This window comes from Brachybacterium sp. ACRRE (genome assembly GCF_022346485.1).
Classification (GTDB): Bacteria; Actinomycetota; Actinomycetes; order Actinomycetales; family Dermabacteraceae; genus Brachybacterium; species Brachybacterium halotolerans.
Map to the genome: position 1 here is coordinate 43,100 of NZ_JAKRMO010000012.1, position 26,957 is coordinate 70,056.

Annotated in this window: 26 protein-coding genes; 10 read left to right on the forward strand and 16 right to left on the reverse strand. The window is 72.5% G+C overall.

Annotation, left to right across the window (positions count from 1 at the left end):
* Nucleotides 1-16: 16 nt before the first annotated feature.
* From MHY49_RS05405 to MHY49_RS05420, 4 genes are read right to left on the reverse strand one after another with little or no spacing between them, the layout of a single operon-like run.
* Entirely contained in the window at nt 17-1,183 is a 1,167-nt protein-coding gene (locus tag MHY49_RS05405) for a carbohydrate kinase family protein (RefSeq protein WP_239203060.1), read from the reverse strand.
* A 17-nt stretch (nt 1,184-1,200) separates the two neighbouring features.
* Entirely contained in the window at nt 1,201-2,007 is an 807-nt protein-coding gene (locus tag MHY49_RS05410) for a carbohydrate ABC transporter permease (protein ID WP_200503214.1), read from the reverse strand.
* Nucleotides 2,004-2,939 (reverse strand): carbohydrate ABC transporter permease, encoded by a 936-nt coding sequence (locus MHY49_RS05415; RefSeq protein WP_370646002.1) that lies wholly within the window; start codon nt 2,937-2,939, stop codon nt 2,004-2,006. The genes MHY49_RS05410 and MHY49_RS05415 overlap by 4 nt, the downstream gene beginning before the upstream one ends.
* Nucleotides 2,936-4,291 carry a substrate-binding domain-containing protein gene (locus tag MHY49_RS05420; protein WP_239203061.1) on the reverse strand — a complete coding sequence of 452 codons (1,356 nt, stop codon included), beginning with the start codon at nt 4,289-4,291 and terminating at the stop codon, nt 2,936-2,938. Before MHY49_RS05420 ends, MHY49_RS05415 begins: the two co-directional genes overlap by 4 nt.
* Nucleotides 4,292-4,408: 117 nt before the next feature.
* Here MHY49_RS05420 and MHY49_RS05425 point away from each other — a divergent pair, with 117 nt between their 5' ends.
* The 3 genes from MHY49_RS05425 (at nt 4,409) to MHY49_RS05435 (ending at nt 7,566) form a co-directional block, all read left to right on the forward strand.
* On the forward strand, nt 4,409-5,179 hold the full coding sequence (locus MHY49_RS05425; protein ID WP_239203062.1) for a DeoR/GlpR family DNA-binding transcription regulator: 771 nt from the start codon (nt 4,409-4,411) through the stop codon (nt 5,177-5,179).
* Nucleotides 5,176-6,627, forward strand: a complete 1,452-nt coding sequence (locus tag MHY49_RS05430; protein WP_239203063.1) for a 6-phospho-beta-glucosidase — start codon at nt 5,176-5,178, stop codon at nt 6,625-6,627. Before MHY49_RS05425 ends, MHY49_RS05430 begins: the two co-directional genes overlap by 4 nt.
* Before the next feature lie 120 nt (nt 6,628-6,747).
* A complete protein-coding gene (locus MHY49_RS05435) occupies nt 6,748-7,566 on the forward strand; it encodes an alpha/beta hydrolase family protein (protein WP_239203064.1) in 819 nt (272 codons plus the stop codon).
* Nucleotides 7,567-7,771: 205 nt separating this feature from the next.
* Here the strand turns inward: MHY49_RS05435 and MHY49_RS05440 are convergent, their stop codons facing one another.
* From MHY49_RS05440 to MHY49_RS05450, 3 genes are read right to left on the reverse strand one after another with little or no spacing between them, the layout of a single operon-like run.
* A complete protein-coding gene (locus MHY49_RS05440) occupies nt 7,772-8,230 on the reverse strand; it encodes a hypothetical protein (protein ID WP_239203065.1) in 459 nt (152 codons plus the stop codon).
* A complete protein-coding gene (locus MHY49_RS05445) occupies nt 8,227-9,387 on the reverse strand; it encodes a serine hydrolase (protein ID WP_239203066.1) in 1,161 nt (386 codons plus the stop codon). The genes MHY49_RS05440 and MHY49_RS05445 overlap by 4 nt, the downstream gene beginning before the upstream one ends.
* A 3-nt stretch (nt 9,388-9,390) precedes the next feature.
* Nucleotides 9,391-10,104 (reverse strand): helix-turn-helix domain-containing protein, encoded by a 714-nt coding sequence (locus MHY49_RS05450; protein ID WP_239203067.1) that lies wholly within the window; start codon nt 10,102-10,104, stop codon nt 9,391-9,393.
* A gap of 399 nt (nt 10,105-10,503) precedes the next feature.
* Between MHY49_RS05450 and MHY49_RS05455 the strand changes: the two genes are divergently transcribed.
* From MHY49_RS05455 to MHY49_RS05465, 3 genes are all read left to right on the forward strand, one after another.
* Nucleotides 10,504-11,349 (forward strand): undecaprenyl-diphosphate phosphatase, encoded by an 846-nt coding sequence (locus MHY49_RS05455; RefSeq protein ID WP_200503207.1) that lies wholly within the window; start codon nt 10,504-10,506, stop codon nt 11,347-11,349.
* A gap of 170 nt (nt 11,350-11,519) precedes the next feature.
* Nucleotides 11,520-11,807 carry a YciI family protein gene (locus MHY49_RS05460; protein WP_239203068.1) on the forward strand — a complete coding sequence of 96 codons (288 nt, stop codon included), beginning with the start codon at nt 11,520-11,522 and terminating at the stop codon, nt 11,805-11,807.
* A 138-nt stretch (nt 11,808-11,945) separates the two neighbouring features.
* Complete coding sequence (locus tag MHY49_RS05465; protein WP_239203069.1) at nt 11,946-12,524, forward strand: dihydrofolate reductase family protein; 579 nt, start codon at nt 11,946-11,948, stop codon at nt 12,522-12,524.
* A 55-nt stretch (nt 12,525-12,579) separates the two neighbouring features.
* Here the strand turns inward: MHY49_RS05465 and MHY49_RS05470 are convergent, their stop codons facing one another.
* On the reverse strand, nt 12,580-13,074 hold the full coding sequence (locus MHY49_RS05470) for a hypothetical protein (protein ID WP_228356546.1): 495 nt from the start codon (nt 13,072-13,074) through the stop codon (nt 12,580-12,582).
* A 44-nt stretch (nt 13,075-13,118) separates the two neighbouring features.
* Nucleotides 13,119-14,033, reverse strand: coding sequence for a LysR family transcriptional regulator (locus MHY49_RS05475; protein ID WP_200503204.1), 915 nt, complete (start codon nt 14,031-14,033; stop codon nt 13,119-13,121).
* A 229-nt stretch (nt 14,034-14,262) separates the two neighbouring features.
* Between MHY49_RS05475 and MHY49_RS05480 the strand changes: the two genes are divergently transcribed.
* The 3 genes from MHY49_RS05480 to MHY49_RS05490 all read left to right on the forward strand — a co-directional run bounded on the left by MHY49_RS05480 (nt 14,263) and on the right by MHY49_RS05490 (nt 19,847).
* Nucleotides 14,263-15,102 (forward strand): LamB/YcsF family protein, encoded by an 840-nt coding sequence (locus tag MHY49_RS05480; RefSeq protein WP_239203070.1) that lies wholly within the window; start codon nt 14,263-14,265, stop codon nt 15,100-15,102.
* On the forward strand, nt 15,099-16,982 hold the full coding sequence (locus tag MHY49_RS05485; protein ID WP_239203071.1) for a carboxyltransferase domain-containing protein: 1,884 nt from the start codon (nt 15,099-15,101) through the stop codon (nt 16,980-16,982). The genes MHY49_RS05480 and MHY49_RS05485 overlap by 4 nt, the downstream gene beginning before the upstream one ends.
* Nucleotides 16,983-17,288: 306 nt before the next feature.
* The gene (locus tag MHY49_RS05490) at nt 17,289-19,847 is read left to right on the forward strand and encodes an alkaline phosphatase PhoX (RefSeq protein WP_255719471.1); all 2,559 of its coding nucleotides are present in this window, start codon (nt 17,289-17,291) and stop codon (nt 19,845-19,847) included.
* Between the two features lie 166 nt (nt 19,848-20,013).
* Here MHY49_RS05490 and MHY49_RS05495 read toward each other — a convergent pair whose 3' ends face one another.
* The 5 genes from MHY49_RS05495 to soxR form a co-directional block, all read right to left on the reverse strand.
* Nucleotides 20,014-21,627 carry a carbohydrate-binding domain-containing protein gene (locus MHY49_RS05495; protein ID WP_239203073.1) on the reverse strand — a complete coding sequence of 538 codons (1,614 nt, stop codon included), beginning with the start codon at nt 21,625-21,627 and terminating at the stop codon, nt 20,014-20,016.
* Nucleotides 21,628-21,730: 103 nt separating this feature from the next.
* Nucleotides 21,731-22,552 carry a VTC domain-containing protein gene (locus MHY49_RS05500; protein ID WP_239203074.1) on the reverse strand — a complete coding sequence of 274 codons (822 nt, stop codon included), beginning with the start codon at nt 22,550-22,552 and terminating at the stop codon, nt 21,731-21,733.
* Entirely contained in the window at nt 22,549-23,256 is a 708-nt protein-coding gene (locus MHY49_RS05505) for a DUF4956 domain-containing protein (protein ID WP_228356539.1), read from the reverse strand. The genes MHY49_RS05500 and MHY49_RS05505 overlap by 4 nt, the downstream gene beginning before the upstream one ends.
* A gap of 149 nt (nt 23,257-23,405) precedes the next feature.
* Complete coding sequence (locus MHY49_RS05510) at nt 23,406-23,858, reverse strand: VOC family protein (RefSeq protein WP_239203075.1); 453 nt, start codon at nt 23,856-23,858, stop codon at nt 23,406-23,408.
* Nucleotides 23,859-23,880: 22 nt separating this feature from the next.
* Nucleotides 23,881-24,417 carry a redox-sensitive transcriptional activator SoxR gene (soxR, locus tag MHY49_RS05515; protein WP_239203076.1) on the reverse strand — a complete coding sequence of 179 codons (537 nt, stop codon included), beginning with the start codon at nt 24,415-24,417 and terminating at the stop codon, nt 23,881-23,883.
* 82 nt (nt 24,418-24,499) lie between these two features.
* Between soxR and MHY49_RS05520 the strand changes: the two genes are divergently transcribed.
* Nucleotides 24,500-25,390 (forward strand): hydrolase, encoded by an 891-nt coding sequence (locus MHY49_RS05520; RefSeq protein ID WP_239203077.1) that lies wholly within the window; start codon nt 24,500-24,502, stop codon nt 25,388-25,390.
* Nucleotides 25,391-25,556: 166 nt separating this feature from the next.
* On the opposite strand, the gene MHY49_RS05525 is transcribed toward MHY49_RS05520, so the two are convergent.
* Together MHY49_RS05525 and MHY49_RS05530 are read right to left on the reverse strand one after the other, a co-directional pair.
* On the reverse strand, nt 25,557-26,753 hold the full coding sequence (locus MHY49_RS05525) for an NAD(P)/FAD-dependent oxidoreductase (protein ID WP_239203078.1): 1,197 nt from the start codon (nt 26,751-26,753) through the stop codon (nt 25,557-25,559).
* Nucleotides 26,750-26,944, reverse strand: a complete 195-nt coding sequence (locus MHY49_RS05530; RefSeq protein ID WP_239203079.1) for a ferredoxin — start codon at nt 26,942-26,944, stop codon at nt 26,750-26,752. Before MHY49_RS05530 ends, MHY49_RS05525 begins: the two co-directional genes overlap by 4 nt.
* Nucleotides 26,945-26,957: the final 13 nt, after the last annotated feature.

Below are 26,957 nucleotides of genomic sequence, written 5' to 3' on the forward strand. Positions count from 1 at the left end.
GATGCGGCGCCCGCGCTCAGTGCGCGCCGGCGTCCGAGCGCAGCGCGAAGGTGCCCTGGGCGCGGCGCTTGCCCTGGACGGCGTGGTCGGGGATCACCTCCTCGAGGAAGCAGTAGCCGTCGCGGGTGTGCTTCGCGCGCAGGTCGCCGCCGTCGGACGAGCTGGTCAGCGCCCTCCACCAGTCGGTGATGTCGCCCCAGCCGGGGGCGGCGAGCGAGCCGCCGAACTGCTGGACGGCCAGCGCCGAGCACAGCGAGGCGAACTTCAGGCGCTGCTCGAGGGGCCGGCCGGCGAGGGTGCCCAGCACGATCGCCGCGGCGAACACGTCGCCCGCGCCGGTGGTGTCCAGGGCGCGCACGGGGACGGCAGGGCAGTACTCCTCCTCGCCGGTCGAGGAGTCGATCGCGTAGGCGCCCTCGGCCCCGTCGGTGACGATCGCGAGCGGCACCTTCTCCGCGAGCGCGCGCACGGCGGCGCCCGGGGTGGAGGTGCGCGTGTAGCCCATGGCCTCGACCGCGTTGGGGGTGAAGGCGTGGCAGTGGGTGAGCGGGGCGAGGTCGGCCGGATCCCAGCGTCCGGTCGCATCGAAGCCGATGTCGGCGAAGATCATCGTGCCCGCCTCCGCCAGGCGGGCCCACCAGGCGGTCTCCCCTGCGAGGTCCACGACGGCCGCGCGGGCGGCGGGCGCCTTGTCGATGAGCGTCGAGAGAGGCTCGGGCAGGGGGTGGCCGTGCGTGACCATCGCGCGGTCCTGCGGGGTCGCGACGGAGACGGTGAGCGGCGAGTGGAAGCTGGGGAAGCGGCGCGAGGCGTGCAGGTCGATGCCCTCGTCGTGGCTGAGGGTCTCCCACATCCAGTCCGCGTAGGCGTCGTCCCCGAAGCCCGCGACGAGCCCGGTGCGCAGACCCAGGCGCGCGGTCGCGGTCGCGAGGTTCGCGATCCCGCCGGGGCACGATCCGAGCCCCTCGGACCACAGCTCCTCGCCGGGAGCGGGCATCCGCTCGAGGCCCGTGAACACGATGTCGAAGAAGACCGTGCCCGAGAGCAGCACGTCCAGCGGCGGGTCCTCGGGCGTGCGCTGGGAGGCCAGCGGGTCCCAGTCCCCGGGTGCCGAGGTCGTGGCGGGGGCGGGGCCGGTCGACGGGCCGGCCGACGGGTCGGTCGTTGGTGCGGTCTCGTCCATCTCTCTCACTCCGTCTCTCATTCCTTCGAGGCGCCGTCGATCATGCCGCGGATGAAGTGCCGCTGGAGCACCAGGAACAGGATCAGCATCGGCGCGGCGACGATGATCGCGCCCGCGGCGAGCAGGGCGTTGTCGGCGGTGTACTGGCCCTGGAAGTTCGCCAGACCCAGCGGGGCGGTGCGGTGACGGCCCGACGGGGTCATCACCAGGGCGATGAGGAACTCGTTCCAGGTCCACAGCCCCACCAGCACCACGAGGGTCACGATCGCGGGCCGCGAGGCCGGGACCAGGATCCGCACCAGGGTGCGCAGGGGACCCGCCCCGTCGAGCGCGGAGGCCTCGACGAGGCTCTGCGGCAGGGCGCGGAACTGTGCGCGCATCCAGAAGGTGCCGAAGGCGATCGACTGCGCGATCTGCGGCAGGGCGATCGCGGCGTAGGTGTCCGTGAGGCCCACCGTGCGCAGGTCGTAGAACAGGGGGATCACGATCGCCTCGGCGGGGATCATGAGCCCCAGCAGGAACAGCGGGAACAGCACGCGCGAGCCCGGGAAGCGCATGGTGCCGAAGGCGTAGCCGGTGCCCAGCGACAGGGCCACCGAGACCACCACGACGATCAGCGCGACCACGAGCGAGTTCCCGAGCGAGGCCCCGAAGCCGCCGATCCGCCAGGCGTCGACCAGGTTCTCCGGATGGATCCCGCCGGAGACGCCGATGCGCGGGGAGAAGGCGTCGCGCAGGATCGTGACGACGGGGAACAGCGCGAACACGGCGAACGCCGCGAGGACGACGTAGTTCATGGTGCGCTCGGCGGGAGAGACCCTCATCGTCGGCCCCCTCGCGTCTCCGGACGCTCGTCGATCCTGGTGACCAGCAGGTTGATCGCGAACACGAGGATCGTCAGCACGATCGCAACGGAGCTCGCGGAGCCCACGTCCTTGAGCTCGAAGGCGCGCCGGTAGACCTCGTAGCTGGGCACGGTGGTGGCGTCGCCCGGTCCGCCCGAGGTCGTCATGTAGACGAGGTCGAAGGTCTTCAGGGCGGCGATGATCGTCAGCACGAGCGCCGAGACGATCTCCCCGCGCACCGAGGGCAGGGTGATCGCGAAGAACTCTCGCACCGGTCCGGCGCCGTCCAGGCGCGCCGCCTCGTAGAGGTCCTCGGGGATGCGGCTCATGCCCGCGAGCAGCAGGAGCATCACCAGTCCCATCTCGAGCCAGGTGCCGATGAACCCCACGGCGGGCAGCGCCGCCCCGGGATCGCCCAGCCAGCCGCGGGCCAGCGAGTCCAGGCCCACGGCGCGCAGCACGGTGTTCAGCGGGCCGTCGGGCGCATAGATGTGCTTCCAGGCGACGGCGACCACGACCAGCGCGACCACCTGCGGCAGGAAGATCACGGTGCGGAAGAAGCCGAGCCCGCGCACCTGCGCACGGCGCAGCACCGCGGCGAGCAGCAGGCCGATCGCGAGCGGCAGCAGCGCGTAGAAGATGATGAGCACGAGCGCGTTGCCGATCGCGGCGAGGAAGCCGCCGTCGTGCAGCAGGTCCGCGTAGTTGCCCAGCCCCACGAACGTCGAGGCGCCTATCCCCGACCAGTCGTACAGCGAGAACTGGGCCGAGCGCACGAGAGGGTACAGCGCGAACGCCGCGTAGACCACGAAGCCGGGCAGCAGGAACAGGTACGGCGTGAGCCGGCCCCGGACCACGGCCGACGGGGCGCTCCGGCGCCGAGTCCTCGTGTTCCCCGCGCGCGTGCTCACGAGGCGCCCGTGAAGTCCGCGTAGTCCTTCTGCAGGGCCGCCGCGGCGTCCTTGGGCGAGGACTGCCCGCCGATCAGCTCCTGCAGGGTCGCGCCTGCGGTGTCGGAGAACGTGGGGGTCGCGTAGTCGAGGTAGGGCAGCAGCACGCCGTCGTTCGAGACGGCGTCGAAGGCCTCGAAGATCTCCTTGTTCACGCCCTTCTCCGGAGCGAGGTCGGCGGTGTCCAGCACGGGCATGCCGCCGTTCTCGACGATCAGCTTCATCGCGTCCTCGCTGGTGATGAAGTCGATGTAGGCCGCGGCCGCGACCTGGTTCTTCGCCTTCGCGGGGATCGAGAACGGCAGACCGGTGCCGCCCGTGGTCGCGACCTTCCCGCCGACGCCGGCGGGCGGGGCCATGAAGTGCAGGTCGTCTCCCATGGCCTTGGCCATGTCGGTGCCCAGCCAGGAGCCGCCGATCAGCAGCACGCCCTTGCCCTTGGTGAAGTCCGCCCAGGCGGCGTCGTAGTCCAGGCCGTTGGGGGAGTCGCCCAGGTACTTCTTCTCCGCCCAGTCGGCGAGCTCGGTGAGGGCGTCGACGTTCTTCGCGTCGGTCCAGTCGCCGCCCGCGTTGCCCATGGCGAGCTTCGTGATCTGCTCGGGGTCCACGTAGGCGGCCTGGAGCGGGCCGAACACGTGGAGCGCCGGCCACTTGTCGAGGTTTCCGAGCATGATCGGCAGCTCGCCGGCCTTCTCCGCCGTCTCCAGGACCGTCCGCAGCTCGTCCCACGAGGTCGGCGGCTCGGCGCCGATGCCCTTCAGCTTCTTCGCGCTGTAGTAGATGCCGCAGACCTCGCCGGTCTGCGGCACGCCCCAGAGAGAGCCCTCGCCGAAGGTCTTCGCATCCTTCGAGTAGCGGGCCTTGGAGAGCACGGAGTCCGAGAAGCGCTTCGACCAGCCGTACGCCTCCGCATAGCCCGAGAGGTCCAGCAGCTGCCCGGCCTTCACGAACTCGCCCATGTCGGCGCGCGCATTGTTGACCTGCAGGACGTCGGGGACGTCGGCCCCGGAGAGGGTGAGGGCGGTCTGCTTCTGCAGATCGTCGAAGGACTGCTTGACGCGGTCGATCTTCACGTTCGAGAACTTCTTCTCGAAGGCCTTGATGAGGGCGGTGATGGCCTCGTCCTGCGAGCCGCGGACCTCCTGGTCCCACACCCGCAGGGTGATGTCGCCGAGCCCGGCGACATCGGTGTCGACCTCGTCGGACGACGGGCCGGTGGGGTCGTCGGTGGTGCCGGTGCCCGGGGCGCAGGCGGCGAGGGCGGCCATGCCGCCGACGGCGGTGGCGGAGGCGAGGAACTGGCGACGGTGCATGAGGTCCTCCAGGGGAGCGGGGACCTCAGCTTCCCACAGGTTGCGCAAGGATGCGAGAAGATGAATGGACGTGTTCGGAACTGCGTGAAGATGCGTGCGCGGTGCTAGGTTGACCGCATGCTCACCGATGACCGCCGCCGTGGGATCGTCGCCGCCGTGCGCCGCCGCGGCTCGGTCCCGGTCGCCGATCTCGCGCAGTCCTTCGCCGCCTCGGAGGCGACGATCCGACGGGATCTCGAGCAGCTCGCCGCGGACGGCCAGGTGCGGCGCGTGCGCGGCGGCGCGTGCGACCCGCGGGGCGACGCGCACCCCGAGCCCGACCCGCGGCGCTTCGAGCAGGTAGCCCGCGACGCCGTCGGCCCCAAGCGCGAGATGGCCCAGCGGGCGGCGGCCCAGGTGGCCGACGGCGACGTCATCGCCCTGGACATCGGCACCACCGTCGCCGCCATGTGCCCCTTCCTGCTGGGGCGCTCCATCACCGTGGTGACCTCCTCCCTCGCCGTCGTGCGCGGGCTCGCGGGGGCGCGCGACGTGGAGCTCGTGGTGCTCGGCGGGATCCTGCGCCCCACCTACGGCAGCCTCGTCGGTCCCCTCACCGAGTCCGCGCTGCGCCAGATCCGCGTGGACCGCGCCTTCCTGGGCACCTCCGGGATCCGGGCCGACGGGACCGTGCTGGACACGACCCCCAGCGAGGTGCCGATCAAGCGCGGCCTGCTCGACATCGCGAGCGTCTCCTGCCTGCTGGCCGACCACGAGAAGCTGCCCGGCACCGGGTACCTCGAGGTCGCGCCGCTCGCGCGCTTCGACCAGCTCGTCACGGACAGGGCGCCCTCGGCCCGCGAGCTGGACCTGCCCCCCGACTCCGACCTGGAGGTCCTCACCCCATGAAGCTCACCATCCTGGGCGGCGGAGGCTTCCGCGTCCCCCTCGTCTACGAGGCCGCCGCGACCGGCGCCACCGGGCTCACGATCGACGAGATCGTCCTGCAGGACGTCGAACCGTCCCGCCTGCGCACCATCGAACGGGTCGTCGAGGAGCTCGGGGCCGAGCTGCGCGCGCAGGGGCGGACCGTCGGCCCCCTGCCCCGCCTGATCGCGACCACCGATCTGCGCGAGGCCGTTGCCGGCGCGGACTTCGTGTTCAGCGCCGTGCGCGTGGGCGGCGCCGAGGGGCGGACGGTCGACGAGCGCGTCGCCCTCGACCTGGGGCTGCTGGGCCAGGAGACCGTGGGCGCCGGCGGCCTCGCCTACGCGCTGCGCACGCTGCCCGTGGCCATCGAGATCGCCCGCACCATCGCCGAGGTCGCGCCCCGCGCCTGGACCATCACCTTCACCAATCCCGCGGGCATCGTCACGGAGGCCATGCGCTCGGTGCTGGGCGACCGCGTGGTGGGGATCTGCGACACCCCGATCGGCCTGGTGCGGCGCGTGAGCCGCCTGATCGGCGAGGACGTCGACGCGGCCGACGCCCTCGACCGCATCGGCATCGACTACGTGGGCCTGAACCATCTGGGCTGGCTGCGCGGCCTCTCGGTCGACGGCGAGGACCGCCTGCCCGGGATCCTCGCCGACGACTCCGCTCTCGAGCAGATCGAGGAGGCGCGGCTCGTCGGCTTCGACTGGGTGCGCGCCATGCGCGCCCTGCCCAACGAGTACCTCTACTACTACCTGTTCACCCAGCAGGCCCGGGAGCGGATCCTCGAGGCAGGCACCACCCGCGGCGAGTTCCTCGTCGAGCAGCAGGGCCGGTTCTACCGGCAGGCCGCGGAGGGGGCGGGGGCGGGGTCGGAGGCCTGCTGCGACGGGCCGCTCGCGGCCTGGCGCGCGACGCTGCACGAGCGCGAGGCGACCTACATGGCCGAGTCCCGGGAGGCCGACGAGGAGCGCCGTCCCGAGGACGTCGCCGGCGGCGGTTACCAGGAGGTCGCGCTGCGCCTGATGACGGCGATCGCGAGCGGCCGCACCGAGCGGATGATCCTGGACGTGGGCAATGCGCGGGCCGGATCGTCGACCGCCGCCGACCCCTCCGGGCGCATCGTCCCGCAGCTGCCGGCCGATCTCGTCCTCGAGGTCCCCTGCCTGGTCGACGGCGACGGCGTCCACCCGCAGGCCGTCGGCCCCGTCCCGCTCGAGCAGCTCGGACTGATGGCCCAGCAGCGCGGCGCGGAGCGCTGCATCCTCGAGGCCGCGACCGTCGTCGATCCGGTGCGCGCTCGACGCGCCGCGTGGGAGGGCTTCTCCACGCATCCGCTCGTGCGCTCGGTCGACCTGGGCGGGAAGCTCGTCGACGCCTATGCCCGCAGGCAGCCCGCCGTGGGGCGGCTGCTGGGATACTGAGGCCGACCCACCGGGGCGGCGCCGCGCACGAGCGACGGGCGAGGCCCCGCGACCGCAGAGCCACTGACCGCAGAGCCACTGACCGCTGAGCCACGCACCGCAGAGCCACGAGGAGCCCCCATGATCCGCATGCGCACCGACTTCTTCGCCGAGTCCCTCGGCATGGGCACCTCGATGGTGGTGCTCATGCCGCAGCAGGCGGCCGGCATCGGGATGGGCGGGGCCGACGGCGCCGGCGCTGAAGACGGTGGTACGGGTGCCGCAGGCGGCGACGCGGTCGCCCCGCGCGGCGTTCCCGTGCTCTACCTGCTGCACGGGCTGAGCGACGACTGCACGATCTGGGAGCGCCGCACCTCGATCGAGCGCTACACCGCCGAGCGCGGGATCGCCGTGGTCATGCCCGAGGTGCGCCGCTCCTTCTACACCGACGAGGCCGTCGGCGAGAAGTACTGGACCTTCGTCTCCGAGGAGCTGCCGCAGCTGCTCGCGCGCACCTTCCGGATCTCCACGGCGCGCGAGGACACCTTCGTCGCGGGCCTGTCCATGGGTGGGTTCGGCGCCTTCAAGCTCGCCCTGAACCACCCCGAGCGCTTCGCCGCCGCGGCCTCGCTCTCCGGTGCGCTGGACCCCGTGGCCCTCGACCTCAGCCAGCATGCGGGCCAGCTCGCCCAGCGCATCTGGGGTGGTCAGGACATCTCCGGCACGGCCGACGACCTCATGGGACTGCTCGGCTCGGCCGATCCCACCGCCCTGCCGCAGCTGTTCCTGGACTGCGGCACCGAGGACCACCTGGTCACCCAGAACCAGGCGTTCATCGACCTGGCCGAGGAGCGCGGCGTCGACCTCACCTCCCGCCTGCGCCCCGGCACCCACGCCTGGGACTTCTGGGACCGCGGCATCCAGGACGTCCTGGACTGGCTGCCGATCCGCGGACGCTGAAGGGCGGGGCGCCACCCGCTCAGCCGCAGCCATCCGATCCTCGAACCGCCATTCGGTGCTCGAGAGGTACGAAGTTGTTGCCAAGACGGTTCTTGGCAACAACTTCGTACCTCTCGAGGGCTGCGCCGGGCGCTGGAGGAACTGCGCCAGGCGCTGTGCGGGCCGCGGCGGGATGCCGAGTGGGGCGGAGCCGATGCGCGCGGGATCAGCCGGCGACGAGCCAGAGCGCCGCGGCGCCCGCGAACAGGGCGACCGTGATCGCCACCTCGAGGAGCGATGGCCGCGCGGCGCGGTGGAGGCGGCGACGATTCCGTCGCGCCTCTGCAGCCGCCGGGGTGCCGCGTGCCGGGAGCACCTCCGGCGAGGCCGTGACCGCCGTCGACACCGCCTTCGGGGCCGCGACCCGGCTGCGCGCCAGGGCCAGGATCGCCGCGCCGAGCGACAGCGCCACGAACACCCACCAGACGATCGTGAGCGCGCCGCCGATCGGCACCATCAGGCCCGCGAGCAGGAGGAAGAACCCGCAGCTCAGCACGTGATCGAGGATGCGCAGCGGGTGGCGGCGCCCCAGCAGCATGTGGACGAGCTCGAGGACCAGCAGCAGCGTGAGCAGCAGTGCCGTCCCATAGGGAGCGAGGGCGAGCAGCAACGCGGTGACGTTCATGCGGCGACCTCCCCGTCGAGGATCCGGAAGGCGAGGTCGTCGGTCCCGGAGTCGGCCGTGTCGGAGAGCAGGACCCACCCCCGCTTCGCCTCGGGCGAGAAGCCGCAGAAGCTGTGGAAGCCGCCGGTCTCCCCGTTGTGCCAGACGGCCGAGCCGCCGCCCGCCAGCGTCGTCGTGAACCAGTTGACGCCCACCGAGGTCTTCTCGTCCTGCCGCGCGGTGGGGCGGATCCCGTCGGCCCCCGGATTGGAGCCGTCCATCATCGAGCGCACCCAGGTGACCAGGTCAGCCGTGGTCGAACGGATACCGCCCGCCGGAGCGAAGCCGTCCATGGTCCACGCGGCACTGCCGTGGCCGGTGCTCGTGAAGCCCGTCGGGGCCTTCGCCCCGAGCCGTGAGGCGGTGATCGGGGCGTGCGTGGCGGTGAGGCCCATCGGCGTGAGCACCCGCTCCGCGAGGAGGTCCGGCCAGGACGCGCCGGCGGCGCGGGCGACGAGCTGCCCTTCGAGGGCGACGCCGTGGTTGGAGTAGGCGACCGATCCGCGGCCCGCGGGCGTCGCGTCCAGCGCGAGGTCCACGATCTCCTGCGCGCCGAAGCCCGCGTACGGATCGCGGTGCAGGGGAGTGCGCCAGAGGTTCTTCGCGATCACCGGCGCCGGCAGGGACGGGATGCCCGACGTGTGGCTCGCGAGCTCGCGCACGGTGACGTCCGCGATCGCGGATCCCTTCGCGCTCGCGCCGAGCACGTCCTGCACGGTCGCCTCGAGCTCCAGCTCGCCGCGGCGGACCGCGTCCATCACGAGCGCCGCGGTGAACGTCTTCGAGACCGAGCCGACCTCGAACTCCCGGTGCTCGTCGGCCCCGAAGCCCGCGAAGCGGACGTCGTCGCCGTCGATCAGCGCGCACGCGACGGTGCGCTGGTCGGTGAGGTGGTCGGCGAGCTCGGCCGCGAGATCCTGGTCGCCCGTCGGCGCGCCGAGCCGCGCGGGCCGGGGGCCGGCGAGCGCGCCCGTGCCCAGCAGGGCGACGGCCGAGAGCACGCCGACCCCGAGCACGGTGCGGCGCGAGGGGCGGACGACGTCAGGACCCTCCGATGACGCGTCCTCGGGCCCCGGGACGCCGACCTCCGGAGTGCCGTTCTTCGGGTTCTCGCTCATCGCTCAGCCCTCCTCGAGGGCCGTGATGATCGCGAGCAGCGGCACCACGCGCGTGGGCGGGACGGACCAGGTGCCGCGCGCGGGCGAGGTCACCCATCCGGCCGCCTGCAGCTGGTGGAGGTGGTGGTAGGCGACGCCCGTCGAGGCGAGATCCAGCTCGTCGACGAGCTGGGCGACCGTGCACTCGCTCTCGAGCAGCTTCTGCAGCAGTGAGAGACGCAGAGGGTGGCCGAGGGCCGCGACGCGCTCGGCCCGGTCGGCCCAGTCCGCGCGCAGCAGCGGATCGGTGGGCCGCCCCCATTGGTACTCGACGTGGCCGATCGGCAGGTCGACGGCGCCCGCGTAGACCACGCCGCCGGGCGCGGGGAGCTGCGACTTCAGCGCGTTGAGCGCCCAGAAGCGGTCCGAGGCGGTGGGGTCGGCTGGATCGGTGGTGGCTGACGAGGCGGCGGGAGAAGGTGCCGGGGCGGGATCGCCTGCGCCCGACGGGGCCGGCGGCGCACCGGCGCTCGACGGCGCGGAGGGGTCTCCCGCTGCCGTCTCCAGTCGGGTCAGGACGTCCTCGAGCCTCTGCTCCATCCGATCCATGCGGTCCTCGAGGCTGCCGGTCGAGGTCGAGGTCGGGGTCGTCGGCGAGGTGGGGGTGGAGCCGTGGCCGGACGCGCCCGACGGAGTCTGCGCGGACGCTTCCTCGCTGTTCGCCGTTCCTCGGACCATCGTTCCTCCTGCTCGTCGGCTGTGGTCGGCCGTGCCGATCGTCGGGGGCGCTACCTGCCTACATTGAGGTTACGGAAATCCGGAGAAGTTGACAAGGGTGGGGCAGGGTTGCGAGCTGCCGTGGTTCCGGCCTCTGCACGGGCGGGTCGTCGGCCTTCGATGTCGCTGGGTGAGGTCTCGGCGCGTATATGGGGTTGAGACCTCACCCAGCGACATCGAAGAGCCGCCCGCTCGCCGCTCGGGCCCGCCGGCAGCCGGGCCCGCCCGACACCCGGGTCGGGACGCTGCCCGGGCCAGGGCACCACCGGGCCGCGACACCGCCCACGCCGCTCAGGCTCGCCCCGCACCTCGGCGATATGCTCCGGGCGTCCTGTCCGCACCGACATCCGGAGACGCCCCGTGAACTGGCTGCATGCGATCCTCCTCGGCATCATCGAGGGGATCACCGAGTTCCTCCCGGTCTCCAGCACCGGCCACCTGAACATCGTCGAGAAGCTCCTGGGCTACGACATCGACTCCCGCGGCATGACCGCGTTCACGGCGGTGATCCAGGTCGGAGCGATCATCGCCGCGATCCTGTACTTCTGGAAGGACATCGTGCGGATCGCTGTCGCCTGGGTGCGCGGCCTGCTCAGCGCCGAGGCGCGCACCGATCCCGACTACACGCTGGGCTGGGGCGTCATCGTCGGCTCGATCCCCGTGGCGGTGGTGGGCCTCGCCTTCAAGGACCTCATCGAGGGTCCGCTGCGCAGCATGTGGGTGATCGCGATCGCGCTGCTCGTGTGGTCCTTCGCCATGTGGGCGGCCGACCGCATCCAGGCGAACCAGATCGTGCCCAAGGAGATGCACCACGTCTCGGTGCTCGACGCACTGATCATCGGCGTGTTCCAGGCGCTCGCGCCGCTGTTCCCCGGCGTCTCCCGCTCGGGCGCGACGATCTCCGCGGGGCTCATGCTCGGCTTCGACCGGGTCACCGCGACCCGCCTGAGCTTCTTCATGGGCATCCCCGCGCTGGTCGCGGCGGGCGGGCTCGAGGCCGTGGGCTCGGCCGGGGACATCTCCGAGGCCGTGGGATGGGGACCGACGATCATCGCCACCGTCGTGTCCTTCGTCGTGGCCTACGCGTCGATCGCCTGGCTGCTGCGGTTCGTCTCGAAGAACTCGTTCACCTCGTTCATCGTGTACCGCATCATCGTCGGCCTGGTGCTCGTGGGCCTGCTCGCGGGCGGGGTCGTCAGCGCCTGACGCGCGCGGCGGGAGCCGCCGGCGGGGAGCGGCGCGAGCCGCTCGGGCCGACGGCCGACGGACGGCCCTTCCCGGTCCTCGTGCCGACGACATATCCTGCTGTGACCAGCGCCGCCGCGAGACACCCCGGCGGGCGCCGGGCCTGACCATCGAGCACGAGGAGAGCACCCGTGACCACCTTCGCCGTCACCTACCACTACGCGGACGATCCGGCCCGTCTCGACGAGCACCGCCCCTCCCACCGGGAGTTCCTGGGCGGCCTGCAGGAGCGCGGCACGATCATCGCGAGCGGCCCGTACTCCGACACCGAGGGCGCTCGCGCCCTGCTGCTCGTCGAGGCGGCCGACGTCGCCGCGGTCGAGTCGGCGCTCGAGGACGATCCGTTCCGACGCGAGGGCCTCATCGCCGAACGGGAGATCCACACCTGGAACGTGGTCATCGGCTCGCTCGGCGCGTGACCGTCTCCTTCGTCTGACCAGGCTCGCCGACGTGCCGCCCGTCGACGTGCCGCCCGTCGGCTTTCGGCCCGTCGACTCGTCGCCCCGCCGCCCTACGGCATCCCACGGCGCTCGCCGCCCCTCCTGAACGGAACCCCCATGCGTGAGCTGACCTACTACGTCGCCGTGAGTCTGGACGGCTTCATCGCCGGCCCGAGCGGCGAGTTCGATGCGTTCCTGGCCGAAGGCGATCACATGGGGCCGCTCTGGGAGCGCTACCGCGGGACCGCGCCGACCGCGCTCGCCCGCGCCGTCGGGCTCGAGGTCGAGGACGGTCCCTTCGACACCGTGGTCATGGGCTGGAACACCTACGCCGTGGGACTGCCCGATCATCATCTGGCCGACCCCTACGAGCACCTGCGGCAGGTCGTCTTCACGCGCTCCCACGAGGCTCCCGCGGGCAGCGACGGCGTGACCTTCACCGACGCCGATCCCGTCGAGACGGTCCGCGCGCTCAAGCAGGAGCAGGGCAGGGGGATCTGGCTGTGTGGAGGAGGCGCGCTCGCCGCGCAGCTCGCCGACGAGATCGACCATCTCGCCCTGAAGATCAACCCGGTCCTGCTCGGCGAGGGCGTGCCGCTCTTCGGCCACCGCCCGTACGCACCCTCGGCGTGGACGCGCGAGGACACGCGCGCCTTCGCGTCCGGCGTGGTGCTCGCCGAGTACGCCCGCTCCTGAGCGGGTCGCTCAGCCCTGCTTACGGGCGGTCCCGCCCATCGGTCGCGCCGCGGCGTCAGTCCGCCGCGGCGGCTCGCTGCTCGCCCTCGACCTTCGCCTCGAGGTACTGGCTCGCGGTCGCGCGTCGCAGCACCGTCGAGCCGACCACCACGAGCGGCAGCGCGCCGCGGCCGCCATGGGCCTCGAGGAACTCGACCGCGCAGGGATCGCGCAGCACGTTCACCCAGGCCACGTCCTCGCGGTCGCCGCGCACGGCCGTCTGCAGGCGCGCCGAGAGCGGATCGCCGGGAGCCCAGAGGATGATCGCGTGGGCGTCGTCGCGACGCGCCAATGCCTGGGTGAACGGCTCGTGGCGCCCCGCGCGCAGCGGCGAGGTCCAGTAGCCCATGAACACGGCCGCGAGGACGAGCAGCGCCGCCGCGATCTCCTGGTCGGCGAGCAGCAGCAGGGCTGCCACCGCGAGCCCGCCCACGGTCATCAGCACCGGGCGGACCCACAGGCTCGCGCGGCTCATCCGTCGGCCCGCATCGGGGGCGATCGTCGGCTCCATCGGCTTCTCCTCGAGTCCTCGGATCCTCGGGTCCCTGTCGGACCTCAGATCATCACGGCGGCGCTCGAGCGCTCCGCCGCGACGTCGATGAGGGCGTCCCGCAGCGCCTTGACCGCGGGGATCGCGGTCGCGCCGGGACGGTTGATCAGGCCGATGGTGCGCTCGTTGAGCCCGGAGAGCGGCCGCACGGTGACATCCGCGCAGGGCGCGGCCTCGATCGCGCTCTCGGGCAGCAGGGCGATGCCGCCGCTGTGCTGGATCAGGCGCTGCACCACGATCGCGTCGTCGGTGGTGTGCCGGACCTTCGGGCTGAAGCCCGCGCGCTGCGCGTTGACCAGCAGGTTCGCGCGACAGCGCTCACAACCGGCGATCCACTCCTCCTCGGCGAGGTCGGCCATGGTGAGGTCGGGGTCGTCGGCCCGGACGTGGTCCTTCGGCAGCACCGCGAGCACGCGGTCGTCGAGCACGGGGGTCCACTCGAGGGCGCCCTCGGCGTCCACGGTGGTGCCCTCGTAGCGGAAGACGAGCGCGAGGTCGAGATCGTTGCTGAGCAGACCCTGGATCGCGTCCGGCGGCTCGAGCTCGTCGAAGGTGACGTCCACGCCCTCGGCCTCCCGGCCCATGCGCGCGAGCGCGGGCGGCAGCAGCAGCGCCGCGGCCGACGGGAACGTCGCGAAGCGCACGCGCCCGCGGCGCAGCGCCGTGATCTCGGCGAGCTCCTCCTCGGCGGCGTGCAGCGAGGAGGCGATCCGCTCGGAATGGCGGAACAGGCGCTGGCCCGCCTCGGTGGGAGTGACGCCGCTCGAGGAGCGCAGCAGCAGCTGGGTGCCGACCTCCTTCTCGAGGGCGGCGAGATGCTGGGAGACGGCCGGCTGGGTCCAGCCGAGCTCGCGGGCACCGCCACCGATGGTGCCGTTGCGCACGACCGTCCGGAAGATGAGCACACGACGGGGATCCATGGGGACGAGCGTACTCGGGTGACCCTAGGAATGCTTATGGGTTGGGCGCGATGTCACCCGTTCGGTCGCGCGGAATGTCCGGGATCGCGGTCCGTGCCGGTGGGGCGGTGCGTGTCGACGGGGTGTCCGGCTGGCGGGGCGGTCCGGCCGACGGGGCGGTCCGGCTCTCGGGGGAGTCTGCGATCCTTGGAGCGAGGATGCGTCCCACGAGCGTCGACGGAGAGGCCCCATGAGCACGATCGATCTGAACAGCGACATCGGCGAGTCCTTCGGTGCCTGGACCATGGGGGACGACGAGGCGATCCTCGACGTCGTGACCAGCGCGAACATCGCCTGTGGCTTCCACGCCGGGGACCCCTCGCACATGCGGCGCACGGTGCGCGCGGCCGCCGCGTGCGGCGTGAGGATCGGCGCGCACGTCTCCTACCGGGACCTCGCCGGCTTCGGCCGGCGCTTCGTCGACGCGAGCCCCGACGAGCTCGCGGACGACGTGATCTACCAGATCGGCGCCCTGCAGGGCATGGCCCGCGCGGAGGGCGCCCGCGTCGCCTACGTGAAGCCGCACGGCGCCCTCTACAACACGATTGTCCATCACGAGCAGCATGCCCGCGCGGTCGTCGAGGCGGTGCGCGCGGTCGGCGGAGCGGCCGACGACTCCGGAGCGGCCGATGGGGCCGCCGGAGCCGACGGCCCTGCCGGGCCCGACGGCGCGGGAGGGTCGGGGGCCCTCGCCCTGCTCCTGCTGCCCGGCTCCCGGGCGGCCGAGCTCGCGCGGGAGGCGGGGCTCGCGGTGATCGGCGAGGCCTTCGCCGATCGCGCCTACACCCCGTCGGGCACGCTCGTGCCGCGACGGGAGAGCGGCGCGGTGATCGAGGACCCCGTCCGGGTCGCCGAGCGCATGGTCCGGTTCGCCACCAGCGGCGAGATCGAGGCGACCGACGGCACGGTCCTGCGACCCGAGGCGACGAGCATCTGCCTGCACGGCGACACCCCCGGGGCCGTCGACCTCGCTCGCGCCGTGCGCCGCGGCCTCGAGGACGCGGGCGTGGACGTCCGGAGCTTCGCATGAGCCCCCGCGAGGACCGGGCGGGGAAGAGCCGGGACACGAGCCGGAGGACCGCACGGGGACGCGGCGCGAAGCGCGGGAACGACGCCGGTGCGGCTTCGCCCCGCGTGCTGCCGATGGGGGAGCGGGCCCTGCTGCTCGAGCTGCCCGCCCTCGAGGACGCCCTGGCCTGGAACGACTCCGTGCGCACCGCGCCTCTGCCCGGCCAGGAGTGGAGCGTGGTCGCCGCCCGCACCGTCCTCGTGCGCTTCGCGACCTCGGCCGACGCCCTCGCGGCCGCCGACGAGATCGCCGCGCGCACCCCGGGAGCGGGGAAGGGCTCCACCGGACGGACCCGCCGGATCGGCGTCGTCTACGACGGGGAGGACCTCGAGGAGGTCGCCCGCGCCACCGGCCTGAGCGCCGAGGCCGTCGTCGCGGCGCACACCGGGACGCCCTGGACGGCGGCGTTCGGCGGCTTCGCCCCCGGGTTCGTGTACCTGACCGGCGGCGACGAGCGTCTCGTGGTGTCCCGTCGGGACAGCCCGCGCACACGGGTCCCGGCGGGAGCGGTCGCGCTCGCCGGCGAGTTCTCGGCCGTCTACCCGAAGGCCTCGCCCGGCGGATGGCAGCTCATCGGCCGCACCGACGCCGTGCTCTTCGACCCCGACGCGAAGGACCCCGCGCTGATCCGCCCCGGCGACACCGTGCGCTTCGAGGCACGTCGCGAGAGCGCGCGGGTGATGCGGCGCGGCGGCGCGACGGCCGACGAGGCGACGGTCGGGGCCGCGGTGTCCGGCGATGGCGCGACCACCGGAGACGTCGCGACCGCCGGCGACGCGTCGTCCGCGGCGCGCCCCTTCCCGGAGGCGGCCGCGGGAGCGTCCGCCCTCGAGATCCTCGCCCCCGGTCCGCGCACCCTCGTCGAGGACTCCGGCCGGCCCGGTCTCGGCGACCTCGGCGTCACGGCCTCCGGTGCGGCCGACGGTCCCTCGGCCCGCCAGGCGAACCGGCTGGTGGGCAACGCCCCGGAGGCGGCGGTCCTGGAGACGCTGCTGGGCGGACTCCGTGTGCGCGCCCGCGGGGACCTGGTCCTCGCGCTCACCGGCGCGATCGGCGAGGGCGTGATCCACAGGGTCGCTGCCGGTGCCGCGGAGGAGGACGACAACGACCTCGACGAGGGAGACGAGGCGGCCCCGCGTGGCGACGCGGGGTTCCTCATCCCCCTGTGCGAGCCCTTCGGCCTGCGCGACGGCGAGACCCTCGCCCTCGCCGCGCCGACCTCGGGACTGCGTGGGTATCTCGCGGTGCGAGGAGGCATCGACGTGCCCGCCCAGCTCGGAAGCCGTGCGGCGGACACCCTCTCCGGACTCGGCCCGCGCCCCCTCGCCGCCGGCGACGTGCTCGCCATCGGGCAGGCCGATGCGCACCGCAGCGTCGGCACCCCCGAGGAGCCGGCGACCGTCATTCCGCAGTCCCCGCAGGACCCGGAGGCCCCGCAGTCCCCGAAGGACCCGGACCTCGACGAGGATGCGGACGCTGGAACGACCGTCGCCCCCGTGCTCCGGATCCGCCGCGGTCCGCGCGCGGACTGGGCCGAGCACGACGCCCTGCTCGGGCGGACCTGGGTGGTCGGCGGCGACAGCGACCGGGTGGGTGCGCGCCTCGAAGCGGCCGACGGCGACGCTCCCCTGCGGCGGGTGCGCACCGAGGAACTCGCGAGCGAGGGCCTGGTCCCCGGGGCGGTCCAGCTGCCGCCCTCCGGCTTGCCCGTCGTGTTCCTCGCGGACCACCCCGTGACCGGCGGGTATCCCGTGATCGCGGTGGTCGACGAGGCCGACCTGCCCCTGCTCGCCCAGCTCCGGCCCGGCACCAGGCTGCGCTTCGCGCCCTCCGCTCGCTGACGCGGCGGGCCCCGCCGCGCTCACCGTCCCGACACCTCCCTGTCATGTCGGCGTGGGGCACTGGACATTCCGGGACGACATGCTCGATCCGCCCCTCGCGCCCCGGGGGAGTGCGGACGCGCCACTGCGACACGACCGTCCGCGCAGGATCTCGCCGTGCCCGTCGGTGCGGCGGCGGAGTCCGCGCTGCGCCCGATGGTGCGGCGACGGAGACCGTGCCGCGCTGCGCATGCCGCCGGAATCCTTCCGCCGGGGCCTCGTCCCCACGCGAAAGGACCCCTCGTGGTCATCCAGCTCCCTCTGCTCATGAAGGATCACGTGGCCGGCAAGCGGTCGCCCGTGACCTGTGCCCTGAAGTGCGCGAATGCGTGCCTCGGCGAGACCTGCAACAGCTCGTCGAACTCCTACTTCCGTGATGTCGCCTCGGCCGCGCTGAGCCGCCGCGCCATGCTCGGCGGCACCGCCGCGGGCGCCCTCGCGATCGCCGTCGCCGGCACCGCGGGCGCTCCGTCGGCCGATGCGGCCCCCGTCGGCCCCCTGGTCGACGCCGGAAAGGGCCCCAAGGCCCCGAACGGCAGCCCGCTGCGCTTCGACGCGATCGACCCCGTCGACTACACCGTCGACGAGTTCACCGTCCCCGAGGGCTTCGAGTGGCACCCCATCATCAAGTGGGGCGACAAGCTGTTCTCCGACGCCCCCGACTTCGACTGGGGCGCCCAGACCGGCGAGGCGCAGAAGCGCCAGTTCGGCTACAACAACGACTACACGGAGATCCAGGAGATCCCGGACTCCGACGGCCTGCGCGCCGTGATGTTCGTGAACCACGAGTACACGAACGAGAACATCATGCTGCCGGAGGACACCGACGCCGAGACCGTCGCCGAGGTGGGCCTGAACGCCCACGGCCTGACCGTCGTCGAGCTGCAGCGCGAGGACCACGACTCGCCGTACGAGTACGTGGTCGACGCCGACCTGAACCGCCGCTTCCTCGCCGACACGAAGTACGCCTTCACCGGTCCCGCCCGCTTCTCCGACCTGCTGAAGACCAAGGACTTCCCCCGCGGCAACGCCACCCACGGCACCTTCGGCAACTGCTCGGGCGGCCTCACCCCGTGGGGCACGCAGCTCAGCGGCGAGGAGAACTTCAACGGCTACTTCCGCACCGCCGGCGACACCGACGAGGACAAGCGCTACGGCATGAGCGCCAAGGCCACCGCCCGCGGCTGGGAGAACGTGGACCCGCGCTTCGACACCACGAACGAGGGCTACGAGAACTCCGCCCACCACTTCGGCTGGATCGTCGAGGTGGACCCGTGGGACCCCGAGTCCACCCCGCGCAAGCACACCGCCATGGGCCGCTTCAAGCACGAGGGCGCGAACGTCATCATCGCCGAGGACGGCCACGCGGTCGCCTACATGGGCGACGACGAGAAGTTCGACTACCTCTACAAGTTCGTCTCCGCGAAGAAGTACAAGGAGGGCAACCGCAAGCACAACATGACCCTCCTCGAGGAGGGCGACCTCTACGTCGCGAAGTTCGAGGGCAACTCGGGCACCATCAACGGCTCGGGCGCGGTCCCGAAGGACGGCGCCTTCGACGGCACCGGCCGCTGGATCCCGCTGATCGTGGACGGCAAGTCCCAGGTCGAGGGCATGGACGTCGACGAGGTGCTCGTGAAGACCCGCCTCGCGGCCGACAAGGTGGGTCCCACGAAGATGGACCGCTGCGAGGACGTCGAGCCGTCGCTGAAGAGCCGCAAAGTCTACGTGGCCTGCACGAACAACGACGGCCGCGGCACCGAGGGCAAGGCCGGGCCCGACGAGGTCAACCCCCGCACCGTCAACCGCGACGGCCACGTCGTCGAGATCGACGAGCTGGGCAAGCAGTCCGGGACGTCCTTCGCCTGGAACCTGCTGCTGGTGTGCGGCGACCCCGCGCAGAACACCTCGACCTACTTCTCGGGCTTCCCTAAGAAGAAGGTCTCGCCGATCTCCTGCCCCGACAACCTGGCCTTCGACTCGGTCGGGAACCTCTGGATCTCGACCGACGGCGCCCCGAGCACCATCGGGTACAACGACGGCCTGTTCCGCGTGACCCTCGAGGGGAACCAGCGCGGCAAGGTCGAGCAGTTCGCCTCCGTCCCGGTGGACGCCGAGACCTGCGGCCCGATCGTGCGCGACCAGGACCGCACCGCCTTCGTCTCGGTCCAGCACCCGGGCGAGGACGGCACCTTCGACGAGCAGGTCTCCTACTGGCCCGAGTTCGAGGGCACGGGCCCGAAGCCGACGGTCGTGCAGATCCTGCCCGCGCGCACCGAGTTCAGCGACGTGAAGAAGGGCTCGGAGCACTACGACGCGATCCAGTGGGCGGCCCTCAAGGGGATCATCCCCGGCCGGGCCGACGACACCTTCGCCCCGCGCAAGAAGGTCACCCGCGCGGCGCTCGCCGCGTTCCTCTACCGCGCCGCCGGCAAGCCCGAGGTGAGCCTGCCGCGCAACGAGCCCTTCGGCGACGTCGAGCAGGGCGAGACGAACAACTACCGGGCGATCATCTGGGCGAAGCAGCAGGGCATCGTCGGCGGCTACTCCGACGGCACCTTCCGCCCCACCCAGGCCGTCACCCGTCAGGAGACCGCCGCGTACCTCTACCGGTACGCGGGCTCCCCGTCCGCCCCGAAGCCGACGAAGGCGCCGTTCAGCGACGTGCCGGCGAGCTCGACCTTCGCCCGTCAGATCGCCTGGCTGAAGAAGGAGGGCGTGGCCACCGGCAGCACCTTCCAGCCCGCCGAGGCGCTCACCCGCGAATGGGCCGCCGAGTTCCTGCACGGCCTGATCGCCGAGAAGAAGGTCGCCTTCAAGGGCTGACGCGCGACCCCGCGGGAGCACGACGATGCCCGCGCGTGCACGACGATATGAGCGTGGCGAACCAGGATCCGCGGATTCTGGTTCGCCACGCTCATACCTCGTGGGGTGGTCGGGTGCCGGGGCGCCGCGTCGGCCGCGCAGGCCGCTGGGGCAAGCGAGCCGGGCGTCAGGAGTCGGTCGTCGAGGACGTGGAGTCCGTGCTCGCATCGCTGCTCTGCTGGTCGGGAGGCGTGCCGCCCTGGCTGCCCTGACCGCCCTGGCCGCCGCCCATGCCGCCGGCCTGCGACTGCAGGTCGTCGGCCGAGGTGATCTCGGTGCCGTTCGCCGTGAGCGTCGCCCCGTCGAAGGTCACGTCGCCGTTCGCGTCGACGGGGGAGTCGCCGCCGTTGTCGGCGCTCGTGATGGTGATGTCTCCGCCGGTCAGCGAGATGGAGCCGTTCGAGTCGAGGCCGTCGTAGTCGGCGTCGATGGTGACGGTGCCGCCGGAGATCGACAGCCACGAGCCGTCGTCCTCCTCGCTGCCCCCGCCCGGGCCCTGCTGCTGGGCGTCGGCGCTGTCGGTCGCGCTGGCCGAGTCGCCGGAGTCGGCCGAATCCGTGGAGTCGGTGGAGTCCGACGACTCCTCCGCCGCGGCCTCCTCCTCGGTGGTCGCGGCGGTGGAGTTGATGCCGTCGTCCGAGGCCGTGATGTCCACGGTGCCGCCCTCGATCATGACGTCGTTCGCCTCGAGGCCCTCCTGGGACTTCTCGATGGTCAGCGTGCCGTCGGCGACCTCGATCGCCTGTTCGGCGTCGATGCCGTCGTCGCCGGCATCGATCGTGAAGCTGCCGGCGGTGATGAGCACCCAGCCGCGGTCCTCGTCCTCGTAGTTGTCGGACTTGATGGCGTCGCCGCCGCTGGTGATGTCGAAGGTGCCGCCGGTGATGTCCACGTAGTCCTTGCCGCGGATGCCGTCGTCGGCCGCGGTGACCGTGAGGTCGCCGCCGACGATCGCGAGGCCGTCCTTCGTGGAGATGCCGTCGTTCGTGGTGCCGGTGACCGAGAGCGCGCCGCTGCCGGCGATCGTGAGATCAGAGGCCGAGGCGATCGCCGCGACGGGCGTCGCGTCGTCCGCGACCTCGTAGTCGGAGCCGTCCTCGACGGAGTTCTCCGTGCCGTCGGCCAGGTACAGGGTGGCCTCGTCCGCGCTGGTCACGGAGATGCCGGGGCCGCTGCTCGAGGTGATCGAGGCGTCGTCGAGGATGATCGTGACGTCCTCGTCGTCCGGGGCGTCGACGACCAGCTGGCCGTCGCTCAGCGACCCGGAGACCCGGTAGACGCCGCCCTCGGTGATCGTCACGGTCGAGCCGTCGACACTCACTCCCGAGGAGTCGGAGGTCGACCCGTCGTCGGAGAGGGTGATCGCCTGCTCGTCGGCCTCGTCCCAGGTCAGGTCGTCCTGGTCGTAGTGGGTGTCGAGGGTGGTCAGGTCCAGGCTCGAGAGCATGTCGTTGCTCGCCGAGGTGCTCGAGCTCGAGGTGGTGCTCGCCGCCGCCTCGCTGCTCGAGGAGGTGCCGGTGACCGCGGTTGCCGCGCCGCACGCCGCGAGGGCGAGGGTCGCGGCGCCCGCCGCCACGGCGGCCATGGCCCGACGGATGCTGCGCGCGCTGCGGCCGCGTCTGCGCCCGGTCGGCGGAGGGGTGGGCGTCGGCGGGGCGGCCGACGGCGGTGCGTACGCCGACGGGGCGGGGGTCGCGGACTCGGTGGTCGACGGGTTCTCGGGGGTGTGCTGGCTGGTCATGGTGATCGTGTCCTCTCGCGGCCGGGGGCCGTGGTGATGGCTGAAGGAGTCGTGGTGGTGGGAGACGTGCTGACGGCTGGTCCTGTGGTGATGCGGGGCCTCCTCACGCCGCCCGCTGCGCCGGCGAGCGGACCTTCTGGAGGGTGCGGTGCCAGCGGTTCGTCGGCAGGCGCGGGTCCAACAGGGCGAGGCCCGTCGCGAACTTCGAGATCCGCACGGGGCGGTGTCCGTCGGCCCAGAGCAGACGGTCGGCGCGTCCCGGACGGGTGCCGGCCTTCGTCTCGATGACGACGAGGCCCTCGAGGTCGTAGCCGGGCAGCGGCGCGGTCGCGGCGTGCCGGCCCGTGCCCGTCGGGCGCTGCGTGCCGGGGATCTCCCAGCGCAGGTCGGCGTCGATCGTCACGCGGCTCTCCTCGCCGGTGACCAGGAGCGTCGTGCGGTCGTAGCGGGTGGTGAGCACCGGCCCGAGCTCCCCGTCGAGGGTGCATCCGGCGCCGTCGAGCGCGGTGTCGACGAACTCCCGGGAGGTGCCCTCGAGAGGGCCGGCGGACGGGTCGCCCTCGGATCCGGCGGGCAGCGGGATCCGCTGCTTGGAGGAGCCCCCGCGTCCGGTGGCGGTCTTCACCTCGAGGAACGCGGTGCCGGAGTCGACGTACTCGCGGCAGCGGATCTTCGCGCGCCGGCGGCGCCTGCCGGCCGCGGCGCGGAAGGTCGCGAGATCGGCGGTGTCGTAATAGGTGGAGGCGTAGCGGAAGGTGCGCCGGCCGGCGATCTCGAGGACGCGCACGCTGCCGTCGAGCTCGGAGATCAGCATGTGCACGGTCTCGCGGGGCACCAGGTACTTGCGGTCCACGCGGGTCATCAGGCCGGCGCGCTCGGAGATCTCCTCGAGGCCCACGGCGGGGAGGCTGCTCAGGCTGGTCATCGCGCGACCCCCTGCACGTGGCGGGAGGCGTCGGCCCGCGCGTCGGACGGGGCGTCCGACGCGGCGGCGACGGGGGAGGCCATGCTGGTGCGCCCGACCGAGGCGCTCGAGCGCTCGTCGGCGCTGGCCTCGATCGGCACGGCGGCGCCCGCCGGGCGCTCGCCGGTGAGGCGGTAGCGGACGTCGACCGTGGTGGTGTCCGAGACGGTGTCCAGTCGCTGCACGCTGAGCGAGGTCACGCGGCCGCCGAGCATCCGGGCGAGGTGCGCGCGCAGCTCGTCCTCATCGGCGATCGCGCGGTCGACGACCACCACCTGACGGCGGTGCGCGGCGAGCAGCGCCGGATGGTCGACGAGGGTCATGGTGAGGACGATGAGCGCCATGAACACCGCGCCCATCCAGGCCGGGGTGACGGACAGCCCGCCCACGAGGCCGAGGGCCAGGAAGGCGAAGTAGTAGGCGATCTCGTGCTGCGCGAGCTCGTCGGAGCGCAGGCGGATGATCGACAGGACGCCGAACAGGCCCAGGCCGATCCCGGCGCTCACGGCCGAGTTCGCGAGCAGGGCGGAGACGGCGAGGACCCCGACGTTGATGCCGAGGAACGCGACCACGAGGTCACGTCGGCGATGGCGGGGCCAGTAGATGCCGAAGGTCAGGGTCGCGGCGGCGACGAGATCCAGGGCGTACAGGGGGATGGCGGACATGACGTGTGCTCCTCGATGATCGGTATGACATCGAGAATCCGGTCCGCGCCTGTGGAGCGCCTATGCCCGCCCTGTCGCGGGTGTATGAGAGATGAACACCGCGGTGGGCTGAAGGAAAGCGGCTGGTCAGACGGGTGTAGTCACCGCTGTCAGGCCACGATCTCCATCTCGAACCCCTGCGCGTTCTCGAGGAACAGGGCCGTGTGCTCGGGGCCTCCCGCGTGCGGATAGGCCTCGGCGAAGAGCTCGGACCAGCCGTGCTCCGGTGCCTGCTCGCGCAGACGGTCGAGCGCGTCGAGGGCGGAGCCCGCGGCCGCGCCGTCGGGCTGCGGGAGGTGCAGCGCGAGGTGGTTCAGGCCCGGCCGCATGCGGTCGTGGACCTCGCCGACGACGGCCGGGGACTGCTCGAGCACCACGTACACCCCGCTCGGGTGGCGCCAGATGCGGCCCGTCGGCCAGTCCGGATCCGACTCGCCCGTCCAGCCGAGCGCCCCGAGCAGCCAGTCGAAGGACGGCGCGGCGCCCGCGAGGTCGTGCGTCCACAGCTCCACGTGGTGCAGGGGCTGAGGCGCCGGTGAGGGGCGGTCGGTGGGCTGATCCATGGGGTGAGCGTACGGGGCGCCCTCACTCCTCGTCGGGGTGCGGGAACACGCGGCGGGCGCCCGGGCCCGAGGCTCCGAGGGCGTCGTCGGGGTTGTAGATCGCGCACTGGCGCATGGAGAGGCAGCCGCAGCCCACGCACATCGAGAGCCCGTCGCGCACCTGCTCGAGCTCGCGGATCCGCCGGTCCAGCCGAGGCCGCCATTCGCGGGCGAGCCGCGCCCAGTCGCGCTTGGTGGGCGCGTGGTCGGGCGGGAAGCGCGAGAAGGCCTCGGAGATCTCGGCGAGGGAGAGACCCACGTGCTGGGCGGCCTGGATGACAGCGATGCGCCGCAGCACCGTGCGGGCGTAGCGGCGCTGGTTGCCGGAGGTGCGCACGCTGGTGAGCAGCCCGCGGGACTCGTAGTGGCGGATCGCGCTCGTCGCGACGCCCGCGCGAGCGGCGACCTCGCCGATGGTCAGCCGTTCCTCGGGCGAGGTGTGTGCGCCCGAAGACTCATCGCGGAAGGGGCGGACGGCCCCGTCGGCCCCGAGGGTGCGGTCGGTGCGGTCAGCGGTCATGGCAGAAGTCTGCGCCGGCGGAGCCTTGACTTCAAGCGAACTTGAGGTCGGAGGGTAAGGGTCTTTGAAGAGAGGCCTGATCATGATGCAGAACGCCAGTGATGTCGTCCGCAGCGAAATGCTCGACGCCCACGCCGCCGTGCGCGGGATCCTGCAGTGCGCCACCTGCGGCGTCGAGTACGACGCGGCGGACCATCCCGATGTCTGCCCGATCTGCGCCGACGAGCGCCAGTACTTCCCGGCGGACGGCATCCAGCACTGGAGCGACCCCTCCCGCTCTACCGGCCGAATCGACCTCGTCGAGCTCGAGGAGGGGCTGTTCGCCCTGCGCGGCGTCGAGGGCGTGGGGATCGGGCAGGAGCCGAACGTGCTGGTCAGCGCGCACGGCAACGTGATGGTCGAGGTCCCGGCCGCGATCACCGACGCAGCGATCGAGGCCGTGCGGGCCCTCGGGCCCATGCGCGCGATCATCCCCAGCCACCCTCACATGTTCGGCCTGCAGTCGGCGTGGTCGGAGGCTCTCGGCGGGGCAGCCGTGTGGATCGCGAGGGCCGACGCCGCCTGGCTGGGGCGCGTGCCCGCGCACCTCCATCTGTGGGACGGGGAGGAGCAGGTGCTCCCCGGCGTGACGGCTGCGCAGCTCGGCGGGCACTTCCCCGGCAGCGCCGTCGTGCACTGGGGCGGGGCCGACGAGCGCGGCGTGCTGCTCTCCGGAGACACCATCGCTCCGAACCCCGACGGTCGCACCCTCGCCTTCATGCGCTCCTACCCCAATCGGATCCCTCTGTCCGGGGCTGTCGCGCTGCGCGTCGCCGAGGGCGCCGCGCGATTCGACTTCGAGCGCCTGCACGGCAACTTCGCGGGCGCTGTGCTGCAGGACGCGCGCGAGGCGGTGCTCGCCTCCGCCCGTCGGCACGCGGCCTGGGCGAGCGGGGAGCACGACGACCTGACGGGGCCGGCGGGGCAGGGGTGAGCGGGCCGGAGTCGCTCGACTCTCTCCGGCCGCCCGGGCGGCCGATGCTTGCCGATCATCGGTCACCGGTCCCGCTCAGAGCAGCCCCGTCGCAGACCGCAGGTGGATGGGTGCCGGAAGCTGCCCCCGCACTTCCGCCCGCATCGCGGTCCTCGCGCACGTGCCCTCAGAGCTGGGGCTGTGCCGCGGCAACGGCCTCCCATGGAGCGCGCTGCGCCACCAGGCGGCGCAGTGCCCTGAGGGGGCGCACCATATTGACCCCGACTGCGGCGCAGACCCGGTCGTCACGGCCGTAGACAGCAGTGAAGCCGCGCTCCTCCAGGCTCCCGTCGATGATCGCGAAACGGTCCGCACCCCGGGGTGATCCGTGGATCTGCACCGTGTATTCGTACTGGTCGGACCACACGTAGGGCACGCTGGGCAGGGGGCCTCCCGCCCCGAGGATGCTCCGGGCGACGGAGATCCCGTGCTCGGATGCCCGAGTGCGGTGCTCCAGACGTACGGGTCGTTCGGCGCCCGGATCGTGCCACGCTGCGACATCACCGACCGCCCACACTCCCGGTGCGGCGAGACCCGAGGCATCGCACACCACCCCGTCATCGAGCGTGAGTCCGCTGTCCCTGAGCCACTCGACATTCGGGATCGAGCCGATCGCGAGGAGGGCCATGTCCCCGGGAAGCTCACGGCCATCGGCGAGGCGCACTCCCGTGACATGGCCGTCGGCCGTGGTCACCGCGTCCACCGAGCCCTGTTCCAAGTCGACACCGCGCTCGCGGTGGAGTGCGGCGAGCATCCCCGCGACCTCGTCACCGAGCACATCGCCGAGTGGAGCGGGCCGACGACTGATCAGAGTGACCTCGCAGCCGAGCGTGCGCGCGCTCGCGGCCGTCTCGCTTCCGAGGAACCCTCCACCGCCTACGAGCAGCCGGGCCCCGGAGCGCATCTCTTCGCGGAGGCGATCCGCATCGGCCCGAGTGCGCATGGTGTGCAGTCCGGAGATCCCCTCGGTGCCGGGAAGCCGGCGGGAGCGGACCCCCGTGGCGATGACCAGCGCGTCGTAGTGCACTGTGCTGCCATCCTCGAGGCGCACCTCTCTGGCCTCCCGATCGAGGGACACGGCTGAGTGGCCGAGCTTCCATGTGGCCCCGAGCTCGGCCAGCGTCTCTCGGGGTCGGAGCTGGAGACGCGCCTCGTCCCATGCGCCACTCAGGTATCCCTTTGACAGGGGTGGGCGATCGTACGGCAGGTCGTTCTCGTCCCCGATGATCGTCACCCGCGCCGTGCAGCCCTCGCGGCGAAGAGCCTCGACGGTGCCCAGACCTGCGGCGCCCGCGCCGACGACGACGACGTCCTGAGGGCTCATTCGTGCACCGTGATCGCCGCGGCAGGGCACAGTGCTGCCGCGGTGCGCACATCCGGCGCGTGGCTGTCGTCGGGCTCTGCTTCCAGCAGCACCACGATTCCGTCCTCGTCGCGCTGGTCGAACACGTCTTCGGCGGCCATCACGCACTGGCCGGCGCCCACGCACTTGAGCTGGTCGATCTCGATCTTCATGGTCATCGTCCTC